The organism is Zhurongbacter thermophilus (assembly GCF_026184435.1).
Lineage (GTDB): Bacteria > Coprothermobacterota > Coprothermobacteria > Coprothermobacterales > JAADFF01 > JAADFF01.
The window spans coordinates 991,406-1,005,788 of sequence record NZ_CP046447.1; the positions used below are offsets into that span (position 1 = coordinate 991,406).

Annotated in this window: 11 protein-coding genes; all 11 read right to left on the minus strand. The window is 40.5% G+C overall.

Translation table 11 applies throughout. The features are described 5' to 3' along the window. Nucleotides 1-8: 8 nt before the first annotated feature. Nucleotides 9-1,256: a S41 family peptidase gene (locus GM182_RS04895; protein WP_449186005.1), complete on the minus strand. Its 1,248-nt coding sequence runs from the start codon at nucleotides 1,254-1,256 to the stop codon at nucleotides 9-11. 13 nt (nucleotides 1,257-1,269) lie between these two features. Further along, on the minus strand, nucleotides 1,270-2,466 hold the full coding sequence (locus GM182_RS04900; protein ID WP_449186006.1) for a murein hydrolase activator EnvC family protein: 1,197 nt from the start codon (nucleotides 2,464-2,466) through the stop codon (nucleotides 1,270-1,272). After that, nucleotides 2,463-3,386 carry a cell division protein FtsX gene (locus tag GM182_RS04905; RefSeq protein WP_449186007.1) on the minus strand — a complete coding sequence of 308 codons (924 nt, stop codon included), beginning with the start codon at nucleotides 3,384-3,386 and terminating at the stop codon, nucleotides 2,463-2,465. Before GM182_RS04905 ends, GM182_RS04900 begins: the two co-directional genes overlap by 4 nt. Then, on the minus strand, nucleotides 3,358-4,071 hold the full coding sequence (locus GM182_RS04910) for a cell division ATP-binding protein FtsE (protein WP_449186008.1): 714 nt from the start codon (nucleotides 4,069-4,071) through the stop codon (nucleotides 3,358-3,360). Before GM182_RS04910 ends, GM182_RS04905 begins: the two co-directional genes overlap by 29 nt. Continuing rightward, nucleotides 4,055-5,183 (minus strand): peptide chain release factor 2 gene (prfB, locus tag GM182_RS04915; RefSeq protein ID WP_449186009.1). Its coding sequence is split into 2 segments (ribosomal slippage): nucleotides 4,055-5,110 and nucleotides 5,112-5,183, totalling 1,128 coding nucleotides; the frame shifts between segments, so codons are not numbered across the junction. The genes GM182_RS04910 and prfB overlap by 17 nt, the downstream gene beginning before the upstream one ends. Next, entirely contained in the window at nucleotides 5,183-7,552 is a 2,370-nt protein-coding gene (secA, locus tag GM182_RS04920; RefSeq protein WP_449186010.1) for a preprotein translocase subunit SecA, read from the minus strand. The genes prfB and secA overlap by 1 nt, the downstream gene beginning before the upstream one ends. 6 nt (nucleotides 7,553-7,558) lie before the next feature. Then, nucleotides 7,559-8,113, minus strand: coding sequence for a ribosome hibernation-promoting factor, HPF/YfiA family (gene hpf / locus GM182_RS04925; protein ID WP_449186011.1), 555 nt, complete (start codon nucleotides 8,111-8,113; stop codon nucleotides 7,559-7,561). A gap of 24 nt (nucleotides 8,114-8,137) precedes the next feature. Further along, entirely contained in the window at nucleotides 8,138-9,955 is a 1,818-nt protein-coding gene (locus GM182_RS04930; RefSeq protein WP_449186012.1) for a ComEC/Rec2 family competence protein, read from the minus strand. Next, nucleotides 9,921-10,502, minus strand: coding sequence for a ComEA family DNA-binding protein (locus GM182_RS04935; protein WP_449186013.1), 582 nt, complete (start codon nucleotides 10,500-10,502; stop codon nucleotides 9,921-9,923). The genes GM182_RS04930 and GM182_RS04935 overlap by 35 nt, the downstream gene beginning before the upstream one ends. 1 nt (nucleotide 10,503) lies before the next feature. Further along, nucleotides 10,504-12,978, minus strand: a complete 2,475-nt coding sequence (gene leuS, locus GM182_RS04940; RefSeq protein ID WP_449186014.1) for a leucine--tRNA ligase — start codon at nucleotides 12,976-12,978, stop codon at nucleotides 10,504-10,506. Nucleotides 12,979-12,983: 5 nt separating this feature from the next. Further along, nucleotides 12,984-14,372 (minus strand): replicative DNA helicase, encoded by a 1,389-nt coding sequence (gene dnaB / locus GM182_RS04945; protein ID WP_449186015.1) that lies wholly within the window; start codon nucleotides 14,370-14,372, stop codon nucleotides 12,984-12,986. Nucleotides 14,373-14,383 lie beyond the last annotated feature (11 nt).

The window sequence follows — 14,383 nt, forward strand, 5'->3', positions numbered from 1 at the left end:
AACCGGGATCACTTACCCAGTTTCTCCTGAAGATAATCTTCTGCTGTCTTCAAAATGACATCTGTTGCAGTGCTAGCCGTCTTCATATCCACCTTAATATCAGGCTCTACTCCTTTTCCTTCTACATGATATCCACCGGCGGTAATGTACTCCGCAATGGTAAGTTTCACAGCACCAGCATCACCAAGCGGTTCTAATTCCTGAACTGTTCCCTTACCATAGGTGCGTGTACCAACCAAGATAGCTTTCTTATAATACTTTAAATTGGCAGAAAATATCTCAGAGGCAGAAGCGCTAAAACCATTAACAAGAAGTACCACAGGTACAGATACAACCCACTCATGCTTTTTGGCATTATATTCCTCTTTTTTATCTCTCGCTTGAATAGTCAAAACATGTTTACCAGGAACAAAATAACCTAAAAGGTCTACCACCTCAGACACTAACCCACCAGGATTATTTCTAATATCAAGAATAATAGCCTCTGCACCGGCATCTTGATATTGTTTTAGCACTTTTGCGACATCTTCTGCACTACCTCTAAAAAACATCGTAGAAAAATCAACATAGGCAACCTTATGCCCATTGATATCAAGCCACTCATCCTTAAGTACTGCGGGAATATGTATTGTCTGCCTCTCCACCTCAAAGTCTAGCAGATCCTCACCACGAAGGACAGTCAATTTAACTTTTGTACCTGCGGGCCCCTTAATCTTAGGGGTAACAGCCTCTATAGGAAGCCCCGTAATATCTTCCCCATTTACCTTGACAATAATATCCCCATTCTTCAAGCCTGCTTTTTCGGCAGGGGAACCGGGGAATACCTTGACAATGATAATTCCCTGTTTATCTTTATTTTCTTTAACAAGAACACCTATGCCACTATAGTTGCCAGCAGTAGACTGTAAAAACTCTTTGTACTCTTGTGGATCAAGATAAGCACTATAAGGGTCAGGTAACGCATCAACCATACCATGGGCAGCACCAATATTTAGCAATGTAGCCGTTACAGCCTCAGGCTTATAATACTTCTGTTTGATTATATCCCTGATAGCGTTAAGAAGCTCCCAATCATCAGAAGACAAATTGGGACCAACAAACGTACGCACTATTTTGTCAAGGATAGTCGGCTTTCCTGTGGCAACTTTCTTTGCTGTTTCATATTGACCTAATAAAAAACCAGAGGCAAACACAATAGATAAAATAAGCACATAAATTAGAAGATTTGTGAAACTAAAACCTCTCTGTCTCTTCAACAAAAACACCTCCCTATGGCATAGGCGGCAAATACTTCAGAGGATCGACAAATTCCTTCTTACCACCTATTTTTCTGTATATAGCAAAGTGCAAATGTGGTCCTGTAGACCAACCTGTACTACCTTCATATGCTATAACCTGTCCTTGATAGACCTTTTGTCCTTCTCTCACAATATACTTTGACAGGTGAGCATACAATGTATAAAAACCGTTAGGATGTGCAAGGATAACCGTGTATCCATATCCGCCAAACCAACCGGCATATGCCACTATTCCAGATGCCGCAGCCTTGATGGGGGTACCAAATGGTGCGGCAATATCTATGCCATAGTGGAACATCTTTGTATGGTATATCGGGTGAATGCGCCATCCAAATTTGGCAGTAAGTACTCCTGTCATAGGCCATATAAAACCGGTAAATTTGCCATCACCTTTATATGCTTCAAGAAGAGCCAATAGCTGATAGAGCACTTGTTCCTCTTTCTCTTTATAAGCTATAAGTTTTCTCTTCTTTGCAAGATTCTTGGAATACTCAGCACTCAGAGAAGTATATATACGGCTATATTCCTTGTACTGGGGTTCTAACTCTGCCACAATTTTATTGAGTTCATCAATCTTTTTCTGCCTTTCCTCTCTTAACGCTACTATCTGACTTTCTATCTCCTTCAATTTCTGCACCTTGAGAGTATACTCTGCAAGAATATTTCTATCCATATCTACTACAAGCATCATTTCATAGTTATCCCTCATAAATTCAGTAAAATTGCGGATGTTTCCAAGATATGTAGTCCAGCCATATTTAGAATATTTATACCAAGCAAGAACACGAATAGCCATATCTTTTTGCTTTTCATCAACCTTCTTCAGGTAAAGGTTCTTATCAACCTCCAACCTTTTCAGCCTTGCATCGAGCTCATCCACCTCACTGGCCAGCTGTTCCTGTTTGGCTTCTAATTCCTTAATTTGCTGTTGAACTGAATACAGTTTAGAATATATGCCACCCTTCTGAGCAGCCAAACGATTAAGCTCCCTTGTCAGCTCTTCCAGTTCTCTATTAAGTTGTTCTATTTTCTTCTTCTGCTCCTCTATCTTTTTCTTTACATCATCTGCAGATGATACCTTATTAGATGCAAAGACCACAGAACCTGATGCAAGAATAAATGACAGAGACAGCAGAATAGCAATAAGGATAGTCCATTTTTTTCTCATAAGCCCTTGACCTCCATCTCAACAAGAAATCTTCTTATAGAGAACATAGCGGCAATAAGCGCCAACATCAACCCTACAGCTATAGATACCATATAGACAGGCAACATATTACCTACGGAGATATTACCTATACCTATGATAGCCTGCCCAAGGGCTTGTATTCCAGGGGTAAGTGCTTTTATAGCAAATGCAGCTCCAATAGTACCTATAAATGCCCCAGCTATACCATATAGCACTCCCAACAACACAAACGGAAAATAAATAAATACGTAGCTGCCACCTAGAAGCCTATACAATACAATTTCCTCATGATGAGATAATATTGCAGACGATATCGTAAGAAATATCATTACGAAGGTAATAAACAGAAACAGCACCATAACAGACATCACAACCGTTCGCGACACACTGACAATCCGCATAATTTTATTGGCAAAATCGGTGGGTACAAGAATATCGTCAAACACCCCCATCTTCTTTAAAGCTGCAGCAACCTTTTCCAAATCTTCAGGATTCTTAACATATACCTCTATAGACGGAGGAATAGGATTGTACGGAAGACTCTCTATTAGCGCCGAATAATCGGCAAGAGATTTCTCCAAATTCTTCAAAGCCTCTTCAGGAGGAACATATTTTACTGATGTGACACCGGGTATTTTTTTTACATCGGCAATAATGTCGGAAACTCCAGCATCAGTAACACTATCATTGAAAAATGCTACAATACCCAAATTGCCATAAATTGCTCCGGCAAAGTTTTGAGTAAAAATCAGTAAATAAGACACGGTAATCCATACAAATACAGCAAATGCTACAGATAGCACAGCACTGAGTGTGGCTATACCACCACCCCAGAATATAGAAAGAGCCCTACTAAAATATCTATCTAAATTAGTCTTGCGGTATCTTGCCTTTACCATAAGCATCAACCCTCAACTTTCCACCTTCTATTCTAATAATTCGTGTTGCCCTACGTGCCGCTATATCCACATTGTGTGTGGCGATTAGCATAGTAATATTGTATTCATCTCTAATATGCTCAAGGGCCTTTAATACTCTTTCTGAGGTAATATTGTCAAGCCCCGCTGTGGGTTCATCGGCAAGAAGAAGTTTGGGCCTAAAAGAAATAGCTCTTGCCAGTGATACAAGCTGTTGCTCACCACCTGAGAGCATAGAGGGAAAGTCCTTATCACGATCCTTCATGCCTACAACTTCCAATGCTTTATAAGCAAAAGATAAAACATCCTCCCGGGCAAATCCCCTTAAAACAAGGGGAATGGTAACATTCTCTATAACCGTACGATCCATAAGCAGCTTATAATCCTGAAATGCAAATCCTATATCTCGTCTCCACTTCTCAAGTGGAGGTCTTTTACGAGGAGTGATCTCCATGCTATCAAAGTGAACAGAACCTGATGTAGGCTTCCAAACGCCGTATATGGTATAAAGAAGAGTTGTCTTTCCTGCACCAGTAGGTCCTAGTACATATACCCTTTCTCCCTGATATACATCGAAAGAAATATCTGAAAGCACCCTCCGCTTACTGTACCCAAGGTGTACAGTAATATTGCGGAGGGCCAATATAACATCACTTGCCACTTCCATCATCCTTTCCAGCAGACCACTTAAGATAAGCTATGATGAATTCGTCAATATCACCATCTAAAACAGCACCCACATTACCTACCTCATAACCTGTACGGTGGTCTTTCACCATCTGATAGGGTTGCATCACATAACTGCGTATCTGATTACCCCATTCTGCAGATTTGTGTTCTCCCTTTAGTTTTCGCAGTTCTTCTTCCCTCTGCTTCTCATAATGTTGCAAAAGGCGAGCCTTGAGAATCTTCATTGCCTTTGCCCTGTTCTGATGTTGCGAACGTTCAGATGTAACAATAACAGAAATACCTGTTGGAATATGGGTCAATCTTACACCACTTTCCCTCTTATTCTGATGCTGACCTCCCTTACCACCAGAGCGAAATGTATCCATACGAATATCTTCAGGATTGATATCAATATCTACATCTTCATCAAAATATGGAACAACTTCCACTTGGGCAAATGAAGTATGTCTCCTCTTATTGGCATCAAATGGAGAAATACGTACAAGACGGTGAACACCTTTTTCTGCCTTCAGTTTTCCATATGCATAAGGGCCTTTGATAACCATAGTGGCACTTTTAACCCCTGCCTCTTCACCTTCAGAAACATCAAGCACCTCTACACTATAGCCATTTTCTTCGGCCCACCTCATATACATGCGCATAAGCATGGAGGTCCAGTCCATAGCCTCTACTCCACCTGCACCGGCATGAAGAGATAGCACAGCATCTTTATCATCATATTTACCAGTAAACAAAGTCTTTACCCAAAAACTCTCTACAGCTCTTTCCAAATCTTCTACGGCCTGCGAAAGTTCCTGAAGTAGTTCTTCATCACCTGTCTCTTCATGAAGCTCAAAGTAAGCCTCTATATCGGCAAACTGATTTTCCAAGTCTTCTATTTCCTTCAAAATATTTTCTTTCTCCTGCAAAGTCTTCATTAAAGAAGAAGCCCTCTGGGGATCATCCCAGAGGTCAGGGGCAGAAGTTTGTTTTTTTAACTCTTCAATATCAGATTTTACTTTAGCAAGGTCAAAGACGATCCCTCGCTTCCCTGTATTTTTTTTCTATCTCTGACACCCTTTCTTTCAGCTGTACGATATTTTCTATCATTATCCTTTCCTCCCTTCCCTGTCAGGGGCGTTAACCGTAATATTTAGATTCAAAACAGACAGCGTTCTTATTGTATCTCTTCTAATATTATTGAGCATCATCTCAAACATATTCCTTGCCTCATATTGATATTCGACCAGTGGATCTTTCTGGCCAAATGCCCTCAATCCTATTCCCTGCCTTAGTTGTTCCATTGTTTGAAGATGATCTATCCAGTTTCTATCAATAGTACTAAGAAGCACCTGTTTCACCACCTGCTTCCAAACATCTTCACCCCACAACTCCTTCTTCAACTGAAGGACTTTTCTAATACTCTCTTCAAACCATTTCTCTAAATCTTCTTTATCTTCTGGAAGATATCCTTCCCACTCAACTTGTTTGCCAGTAAGAAGATATAGTTCCTGTTGTGCTTTTTTTACAATCTCTTCAGGAGTCAGCTCATCAGACCACACAACATCTGCCAAATACTTGGCATAGTTTCTAATAATAGAATCAAGTATATCTTCCACGTTATCTGAAAAGAGAATCTTCCTTCTCTGGTCATAAATAATATCCCTCTGCATATCCAAAACATTGTCATATTCAAGAAGTCTCTTTCTAATATCAAAGTGGTAATTCTCTACCCTCTTCTGTGCTTTTTCAACTGCCCTTGTAATCATAGGATGTTCTATAGGTTCATCGTCAGGAATATTAAGTTTATTCATAAGATTTTTAATGCTTTCTCCACCAAAGAGTCTCATAAGTTCATCCTCAAGAGAAAGATAAAACCGTGTAGAACCGGGATCTCCTTGACGACCGGAACGACCTCTCAGCTGGTCGTCTATACGACGGGCTTCGTGTCTCTCTGTGCCTATAATGTGGAGTCCCCCTAATTCTTTTACTCCGGGGCCCAGTTTGATATCTACACCTCTACCGGCCATGTTTGTAGCAATAGTGACCATACCCTTCTCACCGGCATGGGCAATAATTTCCGCTTCCTTTTCATGATATTTAGCATTAAGTACCTGATGGGGAATTCCCTTTTTCTTAAGAAGATTGGACAAATACTCAGATTTTTCAATAGACCTTGTACCTACAAGCACAGGTCTACCAATCTTATACATTTCTTCTATCTCTCTAACAACAGCATCAAATTTGGCCTTTTCTGTCTTATAGATAACATCAGGGTAATCTTTTCTAATAACAGGCTTATTGGTGGGTATGACAATTACTTTCAAGCCGTATATCCGTTCAAATTCTTCAGCAGATGACTCAGCTGTACCAGTCATACCAGCAAGCTTTTTGTACATTCTAAAGAAGTTCTGGTAAGAAATCGTAGCATATACCACAGATTCTCCTTTTACCATAACACCTTCTTTGGCCTCTATAGCCTGATGGAGCCCATCAGAATATCGTCTACCATACATAAGACGACCTGTAAATTCATCTACAATAACAACTTCTCCGTCTTTGACTATATAATCAACCTCATTTTTAAATAGATATTCGGCCCTAATAGCCTGTATAACTTTATGAAGAAGAGCTGTGTTCTCCAAGCTATAGAGATTATCGACATGCAAAAAGCGCTCTGCTTTTTTAATACCTTTTTCGGTTAGTGTTACCCACTTATCTTTTTCGTCCATTTCAAAGTCAACACCGGGAACCATGCGACGGGCCAATTTGGCAACCTTGTAGTAAATACGGGTATCTTCCTCAGCAGGACCAGAAATAATAAGTGGAGTTCGGGCCTCATCAATAAGAATAGAATCCGCTTCGTCAACTATGGCATAGTTTAGACCTCTCTGGACAATCTCATCGGGAGAACGTGCCATATTGTCTCTTAGATAATCAAAGCCCAGCTCGTAGTTAGTAGCATAAAGTACATCAGCTTTATATGCCCGCTTCTTACGATCTTTATCCATATCACTCTTGAGGTAATCAACAGTAATACCAAGAAACTCATAAACAGGTCTCATCCAATCGGCATCTCTCTTGGCAAGATATTCATTTACAGTAACAATGTGTACTCCCTCACCTGTAAGGGCATTGAGATATGCAGGCAAAGTGGCAACAAGTGTCTTACCCTCACCGGTTTTCATCTCTGCTACTTTGCCTTCATGAATAACCATGCCACCTATAAGTTGCACATCAAAGTGCCTCATACCCAAGGTACGCTTGGCTACTTCTCTAACAACGGCAAAAGCCTCAAAAAGGAGGGAATCCAGAGATTCCCCCCTTTCTAGCCTGTTTTTAAATTCGGCCGTTTTGGCCTTTAGTTCATCATCTGACAGTTTTTCTATCTCAGGTTCCAGTGCATTAATTCGCTCTACCTTTTTCCAATACTTCTGAAGTTCTCTTTTCTTCAGGTAGTCTGTAATCAACTTTAACAATCTACATCACTCCACTATCGATTCAATCATGCCAAGCGTACCATCATCTCTCCTATAAAGAAGGCACACATGACCTGTCTCGCCATCAAGGAACATGAAAATCCTATGATCTCCCAGTTTCATCTCCTCAAGGGCTTCTGCCACTGTCATAGGTCTTAAAACAACAGTGCGATACCATTCTATTTCTTCGGGCAATTCTTCGCCCTCTTCTTCTGCATAAGTTTCCATACTCTCTTCTTTGATATGGGAAGCATGAATTTTATGTCTCTTGACAAGTTTCTCTTTATACCTTCTAACACTTCTTTCCAAAACATCTGAGATAGTATCTATAGCCTCACTTATCATGGCAGTTGTCTTCTCAGCATGGAAGGTCTTTCCAGCGGCATAAAGTGTAACTTCCACCTTGTATAGCTCACCATCCTTATGTGGCTGTCTATTAATAACCACATGGGCACGCTGGATATTGTCGTAGAAACGTTCAAGACGGCCAATCTTCTCTTCAACATAGTCTTTAATGTGCTCAGAAACATTGTAGCCTCTACCTACGACCTCTATCTCCATAGTTAACACCTCCAAATATTTGTCTTACACTATATATTGTAAAGCATAAAGCCACCAATGCTTTAGTGGCAAGAAATATGCCTTACCGTCACGGGAAACAAGAACAACGAGGGTTCCACTTTCATCCGTCTTATATATTCTAACACCGTGAACCTTTAATATTCTAATTGTAGCAGGTCTTGGATGTCCATACGGATTTTTACCTACAGATATTATGGCATATTGTGGTACTATAAACTTTACCAAGTCTCCTGTATGTTTATCATAAGCTCCATGGTGAGGCATCTTTACAATATCTGCATGTCGTGGGGTAACTTCTAAGAAGTAAGACAATCCTCTTTTTTCCAAATCCGCAAGAAGCCATTGATTATGAAAATACACTACAGCTGACCGCTCGTTATCAGACCAACCTCTTCTGCATGGAGCAAATTGTATAAAGAAATCCTTCGAAAATGAAACTCTTTTATTACATATATTCTCACCGCGCAAAACTGCTGTATATCGCATTTTCAAGATATCTTTCAGATACTTATCAAATCCTCCAGTGTGGTCTCTATCGGAGTGTGTAAGAAGCACAACATCCACAGTATTCACACCCAATGATTTTAAGGATTTTAGTATATTCGACAACACCCACGGATATGGTCTGCCACTATCCACGAGCATACGCGCCTCAGGAGACGATAAAATAAGACTATCTCCTTCTCCTACATTAACATACACGCTTCTATAGGGAAACATATACATCAGCGTCAGATGCAAAACGAGAACCAAAGCAATGATAACTCCTCCAACCATCTTAATTTTCTTCGAACCTGTTCTTATTAAAACAAGACCTACAAAAGCAAATGCAACATAAGAAGGCACATATACGTACATGGGAAAAGGTAAATAAGGAACCCCGATAATCCAAGATAATCCTTTATCAATGGCATGGCCTATGATTTTCAGTGGTAATACTAGCCACATAAGGGAAACTCCCATAAAACCAGTAAATAGAACACTAAACAAGGGAAAAGCCAGTGTAAATATAGAAATACCAGAAAAGTACCAAGCAGAAAGCCCCCATATAGTCCATAACATAACATCATATTTGTGGGTTTGAAAACTATAGATAATACCAACTGCAATAAGCAATGACAAAATATAAGACACAGAAAACACATATGCTGGAACAAAGATAGCAACAGTAAGAGTTGTAATAATAACAAGTGAGCCAATATCTACCTGTTTCTCTCCCGTAAATTTAACAAGTAAAAGAACAACAAGAAATACAATGGCACGAATGATAGAAGGAGCAAAGCCAACCATAAAACCATATAAAAGCATAACTACCAAAAGACCCCATATAGGTATACCTAAAACATAAAGGAATGCTCCCGCAGCATCAATATGTGTACCCGAAACAGCAAACAAATGTGCCATACCGTATGATGCAAATTTCTCACGAATTTCAAAGGGTACTTTAAAACCACCAAGCATGCCAAAGAGAACCTTTGCAGATGTGCCCGACATTTGTAGCGATGCCGTCTTCATGCGGTCCTTCCAGAAAACATGTCTCACATCTCTATACAAACGAGTTGCAGTTTTTATATAGGCTGTATCTGTAGCTGTTAAAAGGACATCACCGGGGAAATACTCATCGGATACATAGGTAATATGAAAGGGATTACTTAGCTGTGCAGCTTTTGAGGCTCCGAGCACCACATAAACATGATCGGGGTAGAGATGTGACATCAACACACGCATCAACAATATCAATATAAGCAGTCCGTAGAACATTAATCTGACAGCAATAACCCTCTCTCTATGGCACTTGAATATATGGTTTAATTTTGGCAAGTGTCTTTTCTCCTATACCTTGCACCTTTAGGAGGTCTTCATATGTAGTAAACGGTCCATATTGCTCTCTATATTCAACAATCCGAGATGCTAATACAGGCCCAATACCTGGAACCTTCTCAAGCTCAGAAGCTGAGGACATATTAACATTGATAAGACCATCCTCACTTCCTGATGTTTTTACTACCCCCTCATACATCCTTGGTGGTATATATATCTTCATACCATCTACCAGTTTCATAGCAAGATTAACGGCAATCATATCTGCCGATGCTGTAAAGCCTCCTGCAGCCTCAACCGCCTGTTGAAGCCTACTACCAGTAGGTAACGTATAAACACCGGGGTTTATAACCTCACCTACAACATAAACGGCTATCTGCCTATTAGAATGAGAAGATGTGTTGTTTCCCGAAGAGGTTAATGATGACAGAGCACACGAAACAGATGCTTTTCTATATCCCATATGATAGCCAACAAAAAATAATAAGGTGGCCACAACAACCGTTATGGCCACCCACTTCATCCACACACTAATATAATCTTTCATCCTATTTCACAACAAAGTTCACCAGTTTACCCTTAACATATATCTCTTTGACGATTTGCTTACCATCCAAGAACTTTTTAACATTGGGAATCTCTTTGGCAAGCTTCAATATCTCATCCTTAGATATCTCCGCATCAACATCAAGCTTACCTCTGACCTTTCCGTTGACTTGGACAACAACTGTAATAGTATCTGCTTTGAGATACTTCTCATCATATTTGGGCCATGGAGACATATGTATAGAATATGGTTGTTTCATCCTCTCCCACAGTTCCTCCGTAATATGAGGAGCAAACGGTGCCATTACCTGTATAAATGTTTTAGCACCGAATACGGCAACCTCAGGTCTAACATCCTTATATATCTTCTGGAACAGGTTCATATATTCCATCATTGCAGCAATAGCCGTGTTGAATCTGAAATTGTCTTTCATATCGTATTCAACTCTGTAGATAAGCCAATGTGTTTTGCGAATAAGTTCCTTTTCCTTATCGGTCCATGTGTCCTCCGGTGGAAGCTCCTTATCAAAGTCATCTACACTGTCTATAAGGTCGTTAATAGTATTCCATACCCTCTTAAGAAATCTGAATACACCTTCAATGCCCTCTTCTTTCCAGTCAAAATCCCTTTCTGGGGGAGCGGCAAACAGGGTATACATACGGGTGGTATCGGCACCATACTTCTGCATCATCTCATCAGGATCGACAATATTACCCAAAGATTTAGACATCTTGGCACCGTCTTTCAGAACCATACCCTGGGTAAACAGATGCTGGAATGGTTCATCTACAGGGCTATATCCAATATCATAGAGGAACTTGTTGATAAATCTTGCATACAACAGGTGAAGCACTGCATGTTCGGCCCCACCAATATACTCATCAACGGGCATCCAGTATTTTACATCTTCTTCCTCAAAGGGTTTATCTTCACTGTGAGGACTGGGATATCTCAGATAGTACCAAGAAGAGTCAACAAATGTATCCATTGTATCGGTCTCTCTTCTGGCAGGACCACCACATATAGGACATGTTGTCTCCACAAATTCCTTAGATGTAGCCAGTGGGGAAATAGCACCTTTCGGCTCAAAATCCACAACCTCGGGGAGCTTCACAGGAAGCTGATCCTCAGGAACAGGTACAATACCGCACTTTTCACAATAGACAACAGGAATAGGTGCTCCCCAATATCTCTGACGAGATATAAGCCAGTCTCTAATACGGTACATGTAGGAACGTTCACCAAATCCATGTTCTTCGGCATATTTTGTAAGGGCCTCTTTGGCCTCTTCTGATTTCATACCGCTAAATGGACCACTATTGACAAGGATACCAGGCTCTGTGTAAGCCCCTTTATCAAAGTCCCACTCACCCTCTTCAGGAACAATAACAACCTTTATAGGCAAGTTGTATTTCTTGGCAAAGTCGTAGTCCCTTTCATCGTGGGCTGGAACAGCCATAATAGCACCGGTACCATAGTCTACAAGAACATAGTTACCCACCCATATGGGAACTCTTTCACCATTGTAGGGGTTAATAGCATATTTACCAGTAAATATACCCTCTCTCTCAAGTGTAGTAGACATACGCTCGATATCAGACATATTCATAACTTTTTCCTTAAAAGCCATAACTTCTTCCTCATATGGGGTACCCCTCACAAGTTTCTCTACAAGAGGATGCTCTGGAGCAATAGCCATAAATGTCACGCCATAGATAGTATCAATACGGGTGGTAAAAATCTCAACATAGTCATCAAAGTCTTCCAATTTAAACCTCACCTTTGTACCCTTACTCTTACCAATCCAGTTTTTCTGCTGAACAACAACCCTTTCAGGCCAATCGAGTTTATCAAGGTCTTCAAGAAGTCTATCGGCATAAGCAGTAATCTTAAAAAACCACTGTTCAATTTCCTTTTTCACAACAGGTGTACCACACCTATAACATTTACCATCAACAACCTGTTCATTGGCAAGCACTGTCTTACAGTTGGGACACCAATTAACTTTAGCCTTTTTCTTGTATGCCAGTCCCTTCTCATATAGTTTTAGGAATATCCATTGGGTCCATTTATAGTATTCTGGGTCACATGTGGTGACTTCTCTATTCCAATCGTAAGAAATACCCATACGCTTAAGCTGTTTTCTCATGTTAGCAATATTGTCATAGGTCCATTTTTTAGGATGAATACCATGCTTAATAGCGGCATTTTCAGCAGGCAACCCAAAGGCATCCCATCCCATAGGATGAAGAACATTATATCCCAGCCTCCAATAATAACGGGCAACAACATCACCAAGTGTATAGTTCCTCACATGGCCCATGTGAAGCCTACCAGACGGATAAGGAAACATCTCAAGTACATACTTCTTAGGCTTTGATTCATCGCGCTCTACCTCGTAGATATGGGTGTCTTCCCACTTTTGCTGCCACTTTTTCTCTATCTCTGTAAAGTTGTATTCATACTGTTTTGCCACAATTGTCACCTCCCAGGTGTATGGGCTTCTACAGTGTAGAAGTGCATAGCGTTTCTATCAAATTTTAACTTAATTTCGCCAGTTCTACCATGCCTATTTTTCGCTATATCTAGAGAAATATCAGACACATTACTATGTGCGATCTCTTCATCACGCTCATAATAATCCTCACGATACAGTAGAATAACGACATCGGCATCTTGCTCAATACTACCAGATTCGCGAAGATCAGAAAGCATAGGTCTTTTATCTTGTCTCTTTTCTACCTCACGAGATAACTGGGAAACAACAATAACAGGTATATCCAGCTCACGGGCTAGTTGTTTGAGCTCCATTGTCATCTGACCTATCTCCTGTACACGGTTAGACCTATTTCCCCTTGTACCCTTGATAAGCTGAAGATAATCTACTACAACAAGTCCTAACTTCTTGTCATCGGGGAGTTTCGTATTAAGCTTTCGTGCACGGCTCTTAATATCAAACACTGTCAAAGCACTGGTATCATCTATATAAAATTCAAGCTTCTCCAGCTGAGATAATGCAATGCCAAGCCTTCTTGCTTCATCATCATTTCTAAAACCACGGCGCATAACAGCCATAGCATTAAAACCACCAACATTGGATATAGCCCTCGCAGCAATCTGCACTGCCGGCATTTCGAGTGAGAAAAAAAGCACTCCATAATGCCGTGCCACTGTTAGAGCTATATGAAGTGCAAGTGCAGTTTTACCAACAGATGGACGGGCAGCCACAATAATTAGGTCAGAGCGCCCCAATCCACCATTAAGAATATCATCTAGTTCGGGAATCTCTGTGGGAATAACAAGACTATGGGCATGATCGGCATTGTCAAATTGCTCAACATAAGAAACAAATTCATTGACAGCCTCCATAATATGAACAGCACTACCCAGTTCCCTGTCACCAAGATGCTCGAAGAGTTTCCTCTCTGCTTCATCTATGATTTTTTTCATTGTACGATCAGGCATGTTGTCATACTGCTTGGCTAACTCTATTAGAGAACGACCTGCCTCAGCAATACGGCGGAGCATAGCCTTCTCAACAACAATATCTAGGTATCCATCCCACAACATTGGCACATCGGCAAGAGTATACCTCACAGACATGTTAAGCAATACCTCTTCGATCTCCTGGGTATACTTTCCTTCTCGGGATAAGTATTCCTTTATACGAGGCAGAGATAAGCTTTGCTTGTTTTCGTGTATTTTCTTAAAAACACGAAATATCTCTCTGTGTATAGGTTCATAAAATGCGTCCTCATCAAGACGAGATACCAGCTCCTCCAGTCTCTGAGGATCTGTAAGTGTAAGTGCAAGAATTGCCCACTCTGCCTCACTATCATGAGGAAGCCCTTGAACAGGCACATCAGCCATATAGATACACT